This window comes from Micromonospora sp. USAFONa4 (assembly GCF_057197825.1).
The window spans coordinates 2628887-2643169 of the sequence record NZ_CM170072.1 but is presented as its reverse complement, the minus strand read 5'-3'; the positions used below and the strand labels follow the sequence as shown (position 1 = coordinate 2643169).

The window sequence follows — 14283 nt, the reverse complement described above, 5'->3', positions numbered from 1 at the left end:
TCATGAAGCGCGCCACCCTGCGGCCGGACCACCTCCTTCCCGAGCACTCCGTCCCACCGCCCTGGCCGGGGCGGGAGGTACGCCTCGACGGCACGGTGACGTACGTCCGGGACACGCCGGCCACCAGGCCCGGCGCGGAGCCGGCGCTCTACGTGCACGGGCTCGGCGGTTCGTCGCAGAACTGGACCGACCTGGCGTACCTGCTCGCCGGCCACCTCGACGGGCAGGCCATCGACCTGCCGGGGTTCGGCCGCAGCGAGCCGGGCAGCCGGTACACCGTCCCGTCCTTCGCCGACCGGGTTGTCCGCTGGATCGAGCACTCCGGCCGGGGGCCGGTGCACCTGTTCGGCAACTCGCTGGGCGGGGCGGTCTCGGTGCAGGTGGCGGCGGTACGGCCGGACCTGGTCCGGAGCCTGACCCTGATCTCGCCGGCGCTGCCGTTCCTGGACTTCCGGCGCTCGTTGCAGGGCCGGATGCTGCCGCTGCTGGCGATCCCCCGGGGCGAGCGCCTGGCCGCCTGGCGGCTGGCCCAGATCGCGCCCGAGGTGATGGCCCAGCAGGTGATGGAGTCCTGCGTGGCAGACCTCACCCGGATCTGCGACCAGCGCCGGGAGGAGGCGCTGGAGGAGATCCGGGTGCGGCACGAGGCCGCGCACTACGCCGCCGCGTACGTCCGGACGTTCCGGGGACTGGTCTCCAGCTTCCTGCGGTCGTACCTGCCGGGGTCGGGGTCGCTGTGGCGGCTCGCCGCGACGGTCGAGGCGCCCACCCTGGTCGTCGGCGGGCGGGCCGACCGGCTGGTGGACGTGCGGGTGGCCCCGCAGACGGCCCGCGTCGTCCCGGACAGCCGGCTGCTGATGCTCGACGGGGTCGGCCACGTGGCGCAACTGGAGGTGCCGCGCCTGGTGGCCCGGGCCGTGTTGGGCCTGCTCACCGAAACGGGGGACACCCTCAGGCGGTCCGACATGGCAGGCTGACCGGGATGTCCCCTGCCCGTCACCCCACCCCGACCCGTCGTGCCCCGGCTCCCGTCGAGGGCCGCCGTCGCGCCCAGGCCACGTCGCCCCCACGGGACGGCGGCGTGGACCTGACCCGCCCGCGGCACCGCCGTCCGGAGCGTCGGCGGCGCCTCACGGGGCTGGTCGCGCTGGTGCTCGCCGTCGGCGCGGCGGTCGCGGTGATCGCCGACCGGCGGGGCGCCGACGTCGGGGCGGAGGCGCTCACCGCCGGGGAACTGGCTCCCGCGCCGATGCTCGCGCCGGGGGCGGCCTCGCCGCTGCCGTCGGCGCCGGCCGCGACGCCCTCGGCCGTCGAGCCACCGCCGGCCGTGCTCCGGCTGCCCGGGCCGGTGCCGTCGGCGGGCCGGGGCAGCTTCGGCTACGACGACCGGGTGGGCCCGGTGCTGGGTGACGCGGGCACGCTGCGCCGCTACCGGGTCGCCGTGGAGACGGGCGCCGGCGAGGACGCGGGCGAGTTCGCCGCCGCCGTCGAGCGGGCGCTCGCCGGGCCGGGGAGCTGGGTCGACGGTGAGCTGCGGTTGCAGCAGGTACGCGCCGCCTCCCGGCACGACTTCACGGTCTACCTCGCCACGGCCAGAACGGCGGGCCGGCTGTGTGCCGCCGGCGGGGTGGACATCCGGGTGGGCGGGAAGCCCTACACGTCGTGCCGGGCGCCCGGCAAGGTGATCATCAACCTGGACCGCTGGCGGCTCTCGGTGCCGCACTTCGTGAGCGCCAAGGTGCCGCTGGCGGTCTACCGGACGTACGTGGTGAACCACGAGGTCGGGCACCAGTTGGGGCACCGGCACGAGCGCTGCCCCGGCCGGGGCCGGGTGGCGCCGGTGATGATGCAGCAGACGCTCTTCCTCAACGGCTGTGTCGCCAACCCCTGGCCGTACCGGGACGGTCGCCGGTACGCGGGCCCGCGGCTCTGACCGGCGGCGATCGGGCGTCGGGCACCGGCTGAGTTCACCCCTGGGGGCATGAGCGAGGTTCACGTTTTTCGCGGCGTAATGCCCGATTAGTGTGGGACGCTCGGTCCATGACGTCGTCGTCCCCTTCCGACCCGACCGGCCCGGCCCGCCGCCCGACGCCGACCCGACCGTCGTCACCTCGGCCGACGCGCTGGTGGCGGCCGTCGGCCCCGCTCCGGAACCGCCGGCTGGTGGTGCTCGGCGTCACCCTCCTGCTCGCGGCGACCGCCGCCGTGACGCTGGCCCGGGCCGGCGAGCGCGCGCCCGTGCCGACCACGGGCGAGGGGAACCGCACGTCGTACGCGGCGGGGGCGGACGAGCGGGCACGGCCCTCCGCCTACCCCCGCACGGGTACGGGCGACTTCACCACCGCGCCCGGCGACTCCCCGGTTCGGGGCACCGACGGGCCGCTCCGGTACTACCGGGTGGCCGTGGAACAGGGCACCGACCAGGACGTCGCCGCCTTCGCCGCCACCGTGGACGAGGTGCTGGGCGACCCCCGCAGCTGGATCGCCTCGGCGGAGCTGCGGCTGCGGCGGGTGGCGGAGGCGGACGACGCCGACTTCACCGTCTACCTCGCCACCCCGGAGACCTCGGAGCGGATGTGCGCCGAGGGCGGGCTCAGCACCGAGGGCTACACCTCCTGTCGGCTCCCCGGGCAGGTGATCATCAACCTGGCGCGCTGGCTGGAGGCGGTCCCCGACTACGGGGCGCCGCTGGAGATCTACCGCGCCTACGTGGTCAACCACGAGGTGGGCCACGAACTCGGCGAGGAACACCAGGCGTGCCCGGCGCCCGGCGAGCCGGCGCCGGTGATGCAGCAGCAGACGTACGGCCTGGACGGCTGCGTCGCCAACGCCTGGCCGTACGTCGACGGCTCGCGCTACGACGGTGAGCTCGTTCCCGGCACCTGAGTTATTCCCCTTCCCGCAGTTCGGGCGACGTGTCGCTCCTCATGGCCGATCGAGGCCGGTGCGAGCGACAATGGGCCGGTTCGCCTTCAGCCGATCCCGGGGAGTCCACCGTGTCGTTGCCCCCGCTCGTCGAGCCCGCCGCCGAGCTGACCGTTGACGAGATCCGCCGCTACTCGCGCCACCTGATCATCCCGGACGTCGGGGTCGAGGGGCAGAAGCGGCTGAAGAACGCCAGGGTGCTCTGTGTCGGCGCCGGCGGCCTCGGCTCGCCGGCCCTGATGTACCTCGCCGCCGCCGGGGTCGGCACGCTCGGCATCATCGACTTCGACACCGTCGACGAGTCCAACCTCCAGCGCCAGATCATCCACGGCGTCTCCGACGTGGGCCGCTCCAAGGCCGAGTCGGCCGCGGCCTCGATCCGCGAGATCAACCCCCTGGTCAACGTGGAGATCCACAACACGGCGCTGGACCGGGAGAACGTGCGGGACATCTTCTCCCGCTACGACCTGATCGTCGACGGCACCGACAACTTCGCCACCCGCTACATGGTCAACGACGCGGCGGTGCTGCTCGGCAAGCCGTACGTCTGGGGGTCGATCTACCGCTTCGACGGCCAGGCGTCGGTGTTCTGGGCCGAGCACGGCCCCTGCTACCGCTGCCTCTACCCGGAGCCCCCGCCGCCCGGCATGGTCCCCTCCTGCGCCGAGGGCGGCGTGCTCGGCGTGCTCTGCGCGTCGATCGGCTCCATCCAGGTCAACGAGGCGATCAAGCTGCTCGCCGGCATCGGGGAGCCGCTGGTCGGCCGGCTGATGGTCTACGACGCCCTGGAGATGAGCTACCGCAAGATCAAGGTCCGCAAGGACCCGAACTGCGTGCTCTGCGGCGAGAACCCCACGGTCACCGACCTGCTGGAGGACTACGAGGACTTCTGCGGCGCGGTGTCGGTGGAGGCCCAGGAGGCGGTGGTCGACGCGACCATCACCGCGCTGGAGCTCAAGGAGTGGCAGGACGCGGGCAAGGACATCTTCCTCGTCGACGTCCGCGAGCCGGCCGAGTACGAGATCGTCCGGATTCCCGGCGCGACGCTGATCCCCAAGGGCGAGATCATCTCGGGCGAGGCGCTCGCCAAGCTGCCGCAGGACCGGCAGATCGTGCTGCACTGCAAGTCCGGGGTCCGCTCGGCGGAGGCGCTCGCCGCGCTCAAGGCGGCCGGCTTCCGCGACGCGGTGCACGTGCAGGGCGGCGTGCTCTCCTGGATCAAGCAGATCGACCCGTCGCTGCCGGCGTACTGACCCGCGCCGTCGGTCGAGGTCGCGGCGGGCCGTCCCGACCCCCGCGGCCTCGGCCGATTCGCCGAGGCGTGATCACGTTTGCGCAGGTAGCGTTGCCGCCGTGGTCGACATCGATGCGGCGGTCGGGTTCGTCGTGGCACACGGGGACGCGGTGGACCGCGCCCGGCTGTCCCGGCTGCGCACCGGCGCGCCGCCACCACCCGGACTGCTCGACGACGCCGAGGTCGGCCAGGCGCCCGACGGCGGCTGGCCGGCGACGCTGGGCGGGGGAGTCTCCTCCGTGGACGCCACCTGTTTCCGCCTGTCCGAGTTGGACGATCTCGGCGCGCTCGCTCGTCCGGCCGCCCGCCGGGCCCTGGACTGGCTGGCCGCGCGGCAGTCGCCCGACGGCGGCTGGGAGGAGGACCCGGCGCTGGCCGACCTGGCCCCCGAGTGGGCCCGGCCGGGCGACCCCGAGGCGGGGTTCCACCTGACCGCCAACGCCGGGTTCTGGCTGACCGTCGCCGGCCTGGACGCGCGCGCGGCCGGGCCGCTCGACCACCGGGTCGGCGGCGCGTACGCGGGCGTCGTGCACGCCGCCGCCCAGTCGCTCGTCGCGCGGCTGCGCCCGGACGGTAGCTGGCCGTCCTTCCTGCCCGCCGGCTGGCTGAGCGCGGCGGTCCTGCACCGGCAGGAGATGTTCCACGAGGCGGCGCGGATCCAGGTGATTCTCGCCGAGCGGGTACCGGAGCTGTCCCCGGGCGACGTGGCCTGGCTGGCCGCGACGCTGCGCCGCGTCGGCATCGACGGGCAGGACTGGCTGCTGGGGCGGGCGCGGCGGCGGCTGGCCGAGACCCAGCGCAGCGATGGCGGGTGGGAGAGCGACGACGGGCCCCAGTTCGACGTGCACACCACGCTGAGCGCCATCCGGGCCTGCCGCTGAGGCTCCACCGGCCGACGGGTGGCGCGCGGCCTCACTTGAGCTGGCTGATCACCAGCGGCCACCAGGCGTCCGGGGCGAACGCGGCGCGGTCGATGCTCTCCAGGACGGTACGCAGCGTCTCCGCCCGCTCGGCCCGGCCCGGCTTGCCCTCGTCGGCCTCCACGAAGAGCGCGAACTGGTAGAGGAACTCGACGAAGGTGCGGAAGGTGCTGTTGACGGCCTGGATGTCCTGCTGCTCCAGGTCGAACTGGAGGATCTCGCCGGTCCCCGGGTCGAGCACGTAGAGCAGCTCCGGGTTGTCGGCGACCGCGCCGACCACGATCAGCCGGATGTCCAGGGAGCCGTCCTCGGTGCTCAGCTGGATCGTGTCGAACAGCTCGATGTCGCCTTCGAGGAACGCGGTGTAGACGACCGCCACGTCGAGCGGGATCTCGTCACCGGCGGGGAGCAGGTCGGGGTCGAATCCCCCCTCCAGCCACGCCTCGCGCGGGTACGGGATGAGCTCGTCCTCGTTCCACAGTGAGCGGAACCGGGGGTCAGCGGCCATCGGTGGTCCTTTGTGTCTCGGTGGTGGAGGGGGTGCGGGCGCCGCGGGTGGCGGGGCCGGGACGCCGGGTGCGCAGCGGCGTCAGGACGCCAGGTCGGCGGCGATCAGCAGGCGTCGCCAGTTGTCGGCGTACTCGCCGGCGTGCCGGCCCTTGCGGAGCCGCTGGTCCCGGACGCCGGGCCCGAGGACGACGGCGACCAACTCCGGGTAGCCGGGACCGAGCACGTGCTCGTCGAAGAACGTGGCCACGTCGGGCGCGACGACGGTGAACTCCACGTCCTCGTCGGGGTGCTCGTACTGGAAGACGTAGTCGTCGGGCTCCATCCAGTAGACGTCGAGGTCCTCGGTGTCGAGGCGGATCGGCGCCCCCGCCCCGATCTCGCCGCGCAGCCGGGGCGGGATGCTGTGCACCTCGTGGCCGACCGCGAGCGGGCTGCCCATCGGGTCGTCCTCGTCCACCGTGCGGGCCGCCCAGGCCGCCGGGCTGCGGATCTCCTCGGGCGGGTCGAACCGGAAGTTGTCGCCGGCCAGCCGGCCGAAGAGACCGTAGACCTCGGCCACGCCGGGCAGGTCGGGGATCGGCTCCAGCGGGGTCGGCTCGCCGATGACCACGCCGAAGCCGTGCTCGGCCTCCAGGCGCCGCAGCAGCGTGAGCTTCTCCCGGATCCGGTCCAGCCGCGCCGGGTCCTGGGGGGCGGTCACGGGATCACCTTCACGATGACCGGGGTGCCCTCGGGAACGTCCCGCAGCGCGACGGAGATGTCGCTGCCGAGCTGGCGATTCGTCCAGGCGTCCATCGGCCTGAGGTTATCGTATGTGTCCGTTCCGTCCAGTTGCAGCTCCTGGATGTGGTCGGGGTCGTAGCCCTGGCCCCGGGCGGTGATCGGCCCCTTGCCCGCGTAGAGGCGCTCGACCACGTTCTTGTTGGCCAGGTACTTGTTCGTCTCCGGGGTGCCCATGTCCTGGGTGAGGCGGCCGTCCTTGGTGAGGCTGCGGATCATCCGGTCCCGGTAGATGTTGGTACGGGTGCGGCGCTTGCCGGTCGACGGGTCGTACACCTTGTTGCTGTCGCGGTCCGACGGCGCCTTCTTCAGCGCCCCGTCCTGGCCGAGCCGTTGCAGGTCGCGGGCCTTGCGGTCGAAGTCGCGCCGGTCGAAGTCCGGCCGGTTCTTCAGCACCAGCACCGCCGGGCCCTTCGGCTTCGTGCCGGCCGACTTGGCGGTGCGGAAGACGTCGGCGTTCTCCAGGTAGGCCGAGACGACGCGGGCGCCCTTGGCCTGCGTCTGCCGGGGCGGGCTGGTCCGCTTCCTAGCCATTGAGCACCGTCTCCACGGCCATGCCGATGAGCTGGTCGATGATGAAACCGGTGATCATCTTGAAGATCGGGATCTGGAGGAGGGACGCCCCAAAGGTGACCGCCGCCGTCACGATGGCCTGCGCGATCTGGATCGCCAGCAGGGCCAGCTGGATGATCACCTGGATCTTCAGGGCCAGCACCACGCCCGCCGCGACCATCAGCCCGACGCCGATGACGATGGCCGGGCGGGCGACGTCGGCGATGTTGCGCGCGGCCGACTCGCCGTCGTTCCACTCGCCGGCGAAGGCGGTGAAGCTCTCGCCCCGGTTGTTGTCGAGCACCGTCCGCGCCGCCGCCTCCAGCTGCGCGACCGATCCGGAGATCTGGCCGGCCATGCCGGTCCACTCCCCGGCGAGCTGGAAGATCGCCGTCTCGTCCGACTGTGGCCACTCGTAGCCGAGCATCGAGAGCAGGGAGGCGAGCTCACCCGGGAGCGTCAGTCCCACCGGGGCTCCTTTCGTGGTCGGGGCGGCTCAGGCACCCAGCGAGCCGAGGATCGAGCGGAAGGACGCGGCCGCGTTCTCCTCGGCGGCGCGGTAGCCGTCGGCCATCCCGCGCAGGCCGTCGACGTAGCTCTCCAACTCGGTGATGTTGGTGCCGAGGCACTCGGCCAGGGCGTCCACGCACGCCTGGTGGGCGACGCCGAGCAGGGATCCGATGTCGTCGCCGCCGAAGGCCGCGGCGTAGCCGCCGGCCGCCGCCTGGAAGCCCTCGAAGACCTGGCGGACGGACTCCTTGGCTCGTTCCAGCTCGTCAGCGCCGCGACCCAGCGCGTCGAGGTCGACGTCGAGGCTCTCCACGCTCAGCTCCCGTGCAGTTTCCGCATTGTCTCGCTGACGGCCTGGCTGATCTCCCGCATCTGCCGCAGGCCCTGGTCCTGGAGGCGTTCGATGGTGGCGGTCATCGCGGCGAGGTCGGGCATCGGTTCGGTGGCGGCGACCCCGTCGTCCTGGCCGTCGAGCGCGGCGTTGACCGCCTGGCGCAGCTCGGCGGAGAGGTATTCCGAGCCCTCCCGGAGCACCCGGGGGTCGATGTCGACGGCGCTCACCCGGCCGTCCGTGCCGAGCGTGACCCGGATGCGGCCCTCGGCGGCCTCGGCCACCGACTCCACCCGCTCCCGGGGCGTGGCGGCGCCGCCCACCTCGCGCAGCGCGGCCCGCGCCTGCGCCAGTTGCTGTTCCAGGGCACTCTCGCCCAGCATGCCGCCTCCCCAAGACAAGCCGTGCCGAACCCGCACCAGCGTAACGGTCACCCACAACCGCGCGGGCGCCCCGGCACGGCCGCACGATCAGCCGCGCAGGTGGCCGTCCCCGGTCACCACGTACTTGGTGGAGGTCAGCTCGGGCAGGCCCATCGGACCGCGCGCGTGCAGCTTCTGCGTGGAGATGCCGATCTCCGCGCCGAAGCCGAACTCGCCACCGTCCGTGAACCGGGTCGAGGCGTTGACCATCACGGCCGCCGCGTCCACCCGGGCCACGAACTCCCGGGCGGCGGTGGTCGAGTCGGTGACGATCGCCTCGGTGTGCCCGGTGCCGTACCGCCGGATGTGCGCGACCGCCGCGTCGAGCGAGTCGACGACGGCGACCGAGATGTCGGCGGAGAGGTACTCGGTGGCGAAGTCCTCGTCGGTGGCCGGCCGCACGGCGGCCGAGTAAGCGGCGACCCGCTCGTCGCCGTGCACGGTGACCCCGGCCTCGGCGAAGGCGGCCAGCATCGGCGGCAGGAAGGCGTCGGCGACCGCCGCGTGCACGAGCAGCGACTCGGCGGTGTTGCAGGTGGAGAGCCGCTGGGTCTTCGCGTTGAGCGCGATCGCCACGGCCTTGGTCAGGTCGGCGGCGGCGTCGACGTAGACGTGGCAGTTGCCCACGCCGGTCTCGATCACCGGCACGGTGGACTCCTCGACCACCGTGCGGATCAGGGACGCGCCGCCGCGCGGGATCAGCACGTCGACCAGGCCCCGGGCGCGCATCAGCTCCTTGACCGAGTCGCGGCTGCTGGCGTCGAGCAGCTGCACCGCGTCCGCCGGCAGGCCAGCCCCGGCAACGGCGTCGCGCAGCACGGCGACCAGGGCGGCGTTGGAGTGGGCCGCCGACGACGAGCCGCGCAGCAGCGCCGCGTTGCCGGACTTCAGGCAGATGCCGGCGGCGTCGACAGTCACGTTCGGCCGGGCCTCGTAGATGATCCCCACCACGCCGAACGGCACCCGGATCTGGCGCAGCTCCAGCCCGTTGGGCAGGGTGGAGCCCCGGACCACCTCGCCCACCGGGTCCGGTAGCGCGGCCATCTGCCGCAGCGCGTCGGCGATGCCGGCCACCCGCCCCGCGTCGAGGGCCAGCCGGTCCAGCACGGCCGCGCTCAGCCCGGCCTCGCGCCCTGCCGCCAGGTCCGTCGCGTTCGCGGCGAGGATCTCCGGCGTACGCGCCACCAGCGCGTCGGCCATCGCCACCAGCGCGGCGTCCTTCGCCGTACGCGTGGCGACGGCCAGCGCCTCCGCCGCCGTACGCGCCCGCCGGGCCTGTTCGCTCACGCTCATCGCCGCACTCATCTCCTCAGTCGTCAGGAAGGGCTACAGCAGTACCAGGTCGTCGCGGTGGACTACCTCGCGTTCGTACGCCGGGCCGAGCGCCGCGGCGAGTTCCGTTGTCGACCGGCCGAGCAGCCCGGGCAGCTCGACCGCGTCGTAGTTGACCAGTCCCCGGGCGACCGGCGCGCCCTCGACGTCCACCAGGTCGACCGGGTCGCCCGCGGTGAACGCCCCGTCCACGGCCGTGATGCCGGCGGGCAGCAGCGACTTGCGGCGGCCCACCACCGCCGCGACCGCGCCCGGGTCGAGGTGCAGCCGCCCCCGGGGAGTGGTGGCGTGGGCCAGCCAGAAGAGCCGGGCCGTCGGGCGGCGGCGGCTCGGGTGGAACAGGGTGCCGACGGGCTCGCCGGCCAGCACGGGGGCGGCCAGCGGCGCGGCGGTCAGCACCACCGGGATGCCGAACCCGGTCGCGATCCGGGCCGCCTCCACCTTCGTCACCATGCCGCCGGTGCCCACGCCGGCCCGGCCGGCGCCGCCGATGTCGACCCCGGTCAGGTCCCGCTCGTCGTGCACCTCGCTGATCCGGCTGGAGCCCGGGCGGGTGGGGTCGCCGGTCCAGAGGGCGTCCACGTCGGAGAGGAGCACCAGCAGGTCGGCGTGGACCAGGGCGGCGACGAGGGCGGCCAGCCGGTCGTTGTCGCCGAACCGGATCTCCTCGGTGGCGACCGTGTCGTTCTCGTTGACGATCGGCACCGCCCGCAGGTCGAGCAGCTTGCGCAGCGTGCGGTACGCGTTGCGGTAGTGCGCCCGCCGGGTCACGTCGTCGACGGTGAGCAGCACCTGCCCGACGGTCAGCCCGTGCCGGGCGAAGGCGGCCGCGTACCGGCCGATCAGCAGGCCCTGCCCGACGCTGGCGGCGGCCTGCTGGGTGGCCAGGTCGCGCGGGCGCCGGGACAGCCCCAGCGGCGCGAGGCCGGCGGCGATCGCGCCGGAGCTGACCAGCACGACCTCCCGGCCCTCGGCGGCGAGCGCGCCCAGGGTGCCGACGAGCGCGCCGACCCGCCCGTCGTCCAGCCCGCCTTCGGCGGTGGTCAACGAGGAGGATCCGATCTTGACGACGACCCGCCGGGCCGCCGTGACCATGTCACGCACCCGCCCATTCTGCGTGGTCGGTCCCGGCACGCCCCGGCGCGTTCTCATATCGTGGCCGGTCGTGAGACCTGACGAGTACGTCGAGGCGGTGCTGGAGCTCGTCGAGCGGATCCCGCCGGGCCGGGTGATGTCGTACGGGGCGGTGGCCGACGCGCTGGCCGAACGCTCGGGGCGGGCGTCGGCCCGGCTGGTCGGCTCGATCATGGCCCGGCACGGCGGGGGAGTGCCCTGGCACCGGGTCGTGAACTCGGCCGGCCGGCTGCCACCCGGGCACGAGCGCGAGGCGCGGGCCCGGCTGCGCGCCGAGGGGACGCCGCTGCGCGGCGACGGGGTGGACATGAGGGCGAGCTGGTCCCCCGAGGAGGGGATGTGACCCGTGCCATAACGTGAGTAACATTCGGCGTCATGGACGCGCCGCCGGGTGGAGCCGGCTCGCCAGGCCCCGTCGCACCGGCCGGACCGCCCGCTTCTGGCGACTCGCCGGGGCCGGCGAGCCCGTCGGCACCGGCCGACCCGCCGGCACCGGCCGACTCGTCTGCGTCAGCCGGCTCGCCGGGGCCGGCCGGGTCGTCCGCGCCGGGCGTGCTGCCGCGCCGGGTGCACGCCGGCTATGCGCTCGGATCGCTGGCGACCGGCGCGTTCGGCACCGTGCCCGGCCTGCTCCTGCTGCCGTACCTGACCGACACCCTCGGCGTCGCGGCGGGCGCGGCGGCCCTGCTGGTGCTCCTGCCGAAGGCGTGGGACGTGCTGGTCAACCCGGTCGCCGGCCGGATCTCCGACCGCACCCGGTCGCGCTGGGGCGCCCGCCGGCCGTACCTGCTGGTCGCCGGGCTCGCGCTCGGCGTGCTCTTCGCCGCCATCTTCGCCGCGCCGTTCGGGGCCGGGCCGGCCGCCGGGGCGTACGTGGCGTTCGCCTTCCTCGCCACCGCCACCGCGTTCGCCTTCTTCCAGGTGCCGTACGTGGCGATGCCGGCGGAGCTGACCGGCGACTACGCCGAACGTACCCGGATGATGAGCTGGCGGATCGCGGTGCTGGCGCTGGCCATCCTGGTCTCCGGCGCGGTGGCCCCGCTGGTGCGCGACGTGGGCGGCGGGGGCGTCCCCGGGCACCGCTGGATGGGGCTCTTCGTCGCCGGCCTGATCGTGCTCGGGGCGGTCGGCGCGTTCCTCGGCACCCGGTCCGCGCCCGGCGGCACGGTGGGGGAGAGCGAGCCGACGCTGCGCGCCCAGCTCGCCGTCGCCGCCCGCAACCGACCGTTCCGGGCGCTGCTGGTCTGCTTCGTGGTGCAGTCCGCCGGGGTGGCCACCGTCCTCGCCGGGGTCAACTACTTCGCCGACCAGATCCTGCGCGATCCCAAGGGTGGGCCGACCGTCCTGTTCGCCTGCTTCGTCGGGCCGGCGCTGCTGGTGATGCCGCTCTGGACCCGGGTCGGGGCGCGGGTAGGCAAGCTCGCCGCGCTGGTCGCCGCGTCGCTGATCTTCGCGGTGGGCGCGCTGGCCCTGGTCGCCGCCCCGGTGCTGCCCCCGCTCGCGGTCTACCTGCTGGTCGCGCTGATCGGCGTCGGCTACGCCGGGCAGCAGGTGTTCGCCCTCGCCATGCTCCCGGACTGCATCGCGTACGACACGGCGCGCACCGGCCGGCGGCAGGCGGGCGTCTTCACCGGGCTCTGGACGGCCGGGGAGACCTTCGGGCTGGCCCTCGGGCCGGGCATCTTCGGCCTGGTGCTCCAGCTCAGCGGCTACGTCTCCTCCGACACCGGCACGGCGGCCACCCAGTCCGGCACCGCCCGCCTGGGCATCCTGCTCGGCTTCACGGTCCTCCCCGCTCTCCTGGTCGGCCTGGCGGTCCTGGCCCTCCGCCCCTACGACCTGACCCCGGCCCGCCTGACCGCCGCCGAGACCCACCCCACCCCACACCCCCGCACCCACCCCGCCGATCATGCGGTTGTGGTGGGGGAGGAAAGCCGCTGAACCCCATGGAAAGGGCACCACGACTCCATGATCGACGAGGGAACCGAGCGGCGGGCGCTGCCCGGGAACGGGGTGCCCGCCGAGCGGGTGCTGGCGGAGGTGTCGGCGTTACGCGCCGCCGACCGGCCTACGCACGGGGGGCGGCTGTTCGCGTACGTCTACGACCCGGCGGTGCCGGGGCTGGACGAGCTGGCCGCCGCCGCGTACGCCGGCAGCGCCCACGTCAACGGGCTCGACCCGACCGCCTTCCCGTCGCTGCTGGCAATGGAGAACGCGCTGGTCGGCGCTGCCGCCCGGCTGCTCGGCGGCGGCCCCGGCAGCGCCGCGCCGGACGTCGTCGGCAGCGTCACCAGCGGCGGCACCGAGTCGCTGATCCTGGCCGTGAAGGCTGCCCGGGACGCCCACCCGGAGATCGCGGCGCCCCGGATCGTGGTGCCGGCCAGCGCACACGCCGCGTTCGCCAAGGCGGCGCACTACCTGCGGGTCGCCGTGGACACAGTGCCCGTGTCGGCGTCGACGCTGCGGCCGGCCGTCGCCGACGTGGCCGCCGCCATCGGGCCGGAGACCGTGCTGGTGGCCTGCTCCGCCCCCTCGTACGCGCACGGCGTCGTCGACCCGGTCGCCGGGATCGCGGCGGCGGCGGCCGAGGCCGGGGTGCGCTGCCACGTGGACGCCTGCTTCGGCGGCTGGACCCTGCCGTACCTGCGCCGCCTCGGGGCGGACGTGCCGCCGTTCGACTTCGCGCTCGCGGGGGTCACCTCGATCTCGGTGGACCTGCACAAGTACGCGTACGCCCCGAAGGGCGTGTCGGTCCTGCTGCACCGCGACCCGGCGTTGCGCGCCCCGCAGTACTTCGCGTACGCGGACTGGCCCGGCTACACGATGGTCAACCCGGTCATCGCCTCCACCCGCTCCGGCGGACCGATCGCCGCCGCGTACGCCACCCTGCGGCACCTCGGCGACGACGGTTACCTGCGGCTCGCGGCGGCCACGCGGGACGCCGTCGCCGGCCTGGCCGACGCCGTCCGCGCGGTCGACGGGCTGCGGCTGATGGCCGAGCCGGAGTCGACAGTCGTCTGCTTCACCGCCACCGATGCGGGCCCCGACCTCTTCGTCCTGGTCGACGAGCTGGCCGCCCGCGGCTGGCACACCCAGCCCCAGCTGTCGTACGCCGACCTGCCGCCGAGCGTGCACCTGACGGTGACCGCCGCGGTGGCGCCCCGGGTGGCGGAGTTCGGCCCGGACCTGGCCGACGCCGTGGCCGCCGCCCGGGCCGCCGGACCGGTGGCGCTCCCCGTCGAGCTGCTCGCCCTCGCGACCACGCTCACCCCCGACGCGCTCACCCCCGACCTGGTCGCGGGCCTGGCCGCCGGCCTGGGCCTGACCGCCCCCGCCGACGCGACCGGTCCAGGCCGCTCCGCCGGTCCCGCGGATGCCACCGGGCCAGGCCGCTCCGCCGGTCCCGACGACGCCCCCGGTCCCGCCGACGCTGCCGACACCGGTGGTTCGCCGGCGGGGCGGATGGCGGTGGTGAACACCCTGCTCGACGCCGCGCCGCCGGCGCTGCGGGAACGGCTGCTGGTGGAGTTCGTCGGCCTGCTGCAACGCCCCACCTGGTGAGCGGCGGCGTCC

At 74.4% G+C, this 14283-nt stretch carries 16 protein-coding genes; 8 read left to right on the top strand and 8 right to left on the bottom strand.

Going from position 1 to position 14283, the window contains the following annotated elements; translation table 11 throughout:
• The first annotated feature begins 2 nt into the window (after positions 1-2).
• The 5 genes from AC0OO9_RS11375 to AC0OO9_RS11355 all read left to right on the top strand — a co-directional run bounded on the left by AC0OO9_RS11375 (position 3) and on the right by AC0OO9_RS11355 (position 5100).
• On the top strand, positions 3-977 hold the full coding sequence (locus AC0OO9_RS11375) for an alpha/beta fold hydrolase (protein WP_484517204.1): 975 nt from the start codon (positions 3-5) through the stop codon (positions 975-977).
• Positions 978-982: 5 nt separating this feature from the next.
• Entirely contained in the window at positions 983-1933 is a 951-nt protein-coding gene (locus tag AC0OO9_RS11370; protein ID WP_484517203.1) for a DUF3152 domain-containing protein, read from the top strand.
• 230 nt (positions 1934-2163) lie between these two features.
• A complete protein-coding gene (locus tag AC0OO9_RS11365) occupies positions 2164-2886 on the top strand; it encodes a DUF3152 domain-containing protein (RefSeq protein WP_484517202.1) in 723 nt (240 codons plus the stop codon).
• A 41-nt stretch (positions 2887-2927) separates the two neighbouring features.
• Entirely contained in the window at positions 2928-4178 is a 1251-nt protein-coding gene (gene moeZ / locus AC0OO9_RS11360) for an adenylyltransferase/sulfurtransferase MoeZ (protein WP_421454953.1), read from the top strand.
• 100 nt (positions 4179-4278) lie between these two features.
• The gene (locus AC0OO9_RS11355; protein ID WP_484517201.1) at positions 4279-5100 is read left to right on the top strand and encodes a prenyltransferase/squalene oxidase repeat-containing protein; all 822 of its coding nucleotides are present in this window, start codon (positions 4279-4281) and stop codon (positions 5098-5100) included.
• A 31-nt stretch (positions 5101-5131) separates the two neighbouring features.
• Here AC0OO9_RS11355 and AC0OO9_RS11350 read toward each other — a convergent pair whose 3' ends face one another.
• The 8 genes from AC0OO9_RS11350 to proB all read right to left on the bottom strand — a co-directional run bounded on the left by AC0OO9_RS11350 (position 5132) and on the right by proB (position 10728).
• Positions 5132-5647 (bottom strand): SUKH-4 family immunity protein, encoded by a 516-nt coding sequence (locus tag AC0OO9_RS11350; RefSeq protein WP_484517200.1) that lies wholly within the window; start codon positions 5645-5647, stop codon positions 5132-5134.
• Positions 5648-5728: 81 nt separating this feature from the next.
• On the bottom strand, positions 5729-6349 hold the full coding sequence (locus AC0OO9_RS11345) for a hypothetical protein (protein WP_421454947.1): 621 nt from the start codon (positions 6347-6349) through the stop codon (positions 5729-5731).
• Entirely contained in the window at positions 6346-6963 is a 618-nt protein-coding gene (locus AC0OO9_RS11340) for a hypothetical protein (RefSeq protein WP_151456502.1), read from the bottom strand. Before AC0OO9_RS11340 ends, AC0OO9_RS11345 begins: the two co-directional genes overlap by 4 nt.
• The gene (locus AC0OO9_RS11335) at positions 6956-7450 is read right to left on the bottom strand and encodes a WXG100-like domain-containing protein (protein ID WP_484517199.1); all 495 of its coding nucleotides are present in this window, start codon (positions 7448-7450) and stop codon (positions 6956-6958) included. Before AC0OO9_RS11335 ends, AC0OO9_RS11340 begins: the two co-directional genes overlap by 8 nt.
• Positions 7451-7477: 27 nt before the next feature.
• Positions 7478-7804, bottom strand: coding sequence for a hypothetical protein (locus AC0OO9_RS11330; RefSeq protein WP_132230860.1), 327 nt, complete (start codon positions 7802-7804; stop codon positions 7478-7480).
• A gap of 2 nt (positions 7805-7806) precedes the next feature.
• Positions 7807-8205: a YbaB/EbfC family nucleoid-associated protein gene (locus AC0OO9_RS11325; RefSeq protein ID WP_421454942.1), complete on the bottom strand. Its 399-nt coding sequence runs from the start codon at positions 8203-8205 to the stop codon at positions 7807-7809.
• A gap of 87 nt (positions 8206-8292) precedes the next feature.
• The gene (locus tag AC0OO9_RS11320; protein ID WP_484517198.1) at positions 8293-9537 is read right to left on the bottom strand and encodes a glutamate-5-semialdehyde dehydrogenase; all 1245 of its coding nucleotides are present in this window, start codon (positions 9535-9537) and stop codon (positions 8293-8295) included.
• A 33-nt stretch (positions 9538-9570) separates the two neighbouring features.
• The gene (proB, locus tag AC0OO9_RS11315) at positions 9571-10728 is read right to left on the bottom strand and encodes a glutamate 5-kinase (protein ID WP_151456506.1); all 1158 of its coding nucleotides are present in this window, start codon (positions 10726-10728) and stop codon (positions 9571-9573) included.
• A gap of 13 nt (positions 10729-10741) precedes the next feature.
• On the opposite strand from proB, the gene AC0OO9_RS11310 reads away from it, so the two are divergent.
• The 3 genes from AC0OO9_RS11310 to AC0OO9_RS11300 are packed head-to-tail and all read left to right on the top strand — an operon-like array spanning position 10742 to position 14271.
• Complete coding sequence (locus AC0OO9_RS11310) at positions 10742-11053, top strand: MGMT family protein (protein WP_484517197.1); 312 nt, start codon at positions 10742-10744, stop codon at positions 11051-11053.
• Between the two features lie 32 nt (positions 11054-11085).
• Entirely contained in the window at positions 11086-12651 is a 1566-nt protein-coding gene (locus AC0OO9_RS11305; protein ID WP_484517196.1) for an MFS transporter, read from the top strand.
• 27 nt (positions 12652-12678) lie between these two features.
• Positions 12679-14271 (top strand): pyridoxal phosphate-dependent decarboxylase family protein, encoded by a 1593-nt coding sequence (locus AC0OO9_RS11300; RefSeq protein WP_484517195.1) that lies wholly within the window; start codon positions 12679-12681, stop codon positions 14269-14271.
• Positions 14272-14283 lie beyond the last annotated feature (12 nt).

Excerpts from the sequence above, each read along its gene's own strand:
- AC0OO9_RS11375 (WP_484517204.1), top strand. The coding sequence starts at position 3 with ATGAAGCGCGCCACCCTGCGGCCGGACCACCTCCTTCCCGAGCACTCC.
- AC0OO9_RS11370 (WP_484517203.1), top strand. The coding sequence starts at position 983 with ATGTCCCCTGCCCGTCACCCCACCCCGACCCGTCGTGCCCCGGCTCCC.
- moeZ (WP_421454953.1), top strand. The coding sequence starts at position 2,928 with ATGGCCGATCGAGGCCGGTGCGAGCGACAATGGGCCGGTTCGCCTTCA.
- AC0OO9_RS11350 (WP_484517200.1), bottom strand. The coding sequence starts at position 5,647 with ATGGCCGCTGACCCCCGGTTCCGCTCACTGTGGAACGAGGACGAGCTC.
- AC0OO9_RS11340 (WP_151456502.1), bottom strand. The coding sequence starts at position 6,963 with ATGGCTAGGAAGCGGACCAGCCCGCCCCGGCAGACGCAGGCCAAGGGC.
- AC0OO9_RS11325 (WP_421454942.1), bottom strand. The coding sequence starts at position 8,205 with ATGCTGGGCGAGAGTGCCCTGGAACAGCAACTGGCGCAGGCGCGGGCC.
- AC0OO9_RS11320 (WP_484517198.1), bottom strand. The coding sequence starts at position 9,537 with ATGAGCGTGAGCGAACAGGCCCGGCGGGCGCGTACGGCGGCGGAGGCG.
- proB (WP_151456506.1), bottom strand. The coding sequence starts at position 10,728 with ATGAGAACGCGCCGGGGCGTGCCGGGACCGACCACGCAGAATGGGCGG.
- AC0OO9_RS11305 (WP_484517196.1), top strand. The coding sequence starts at position 11,086 with ATGGACGCGCCGCCGGGTGGAGCCGGCTCGCCAGGCCCCGTCGCACCG.
- AC0OO9_RS11300 (WP_484517195.1), top strand. The coding sequence starts at position 12,679 with ATGATCGACGAGGGAACCGAGCGGCGGGCGCTGCCCGGGAACGGGGTG.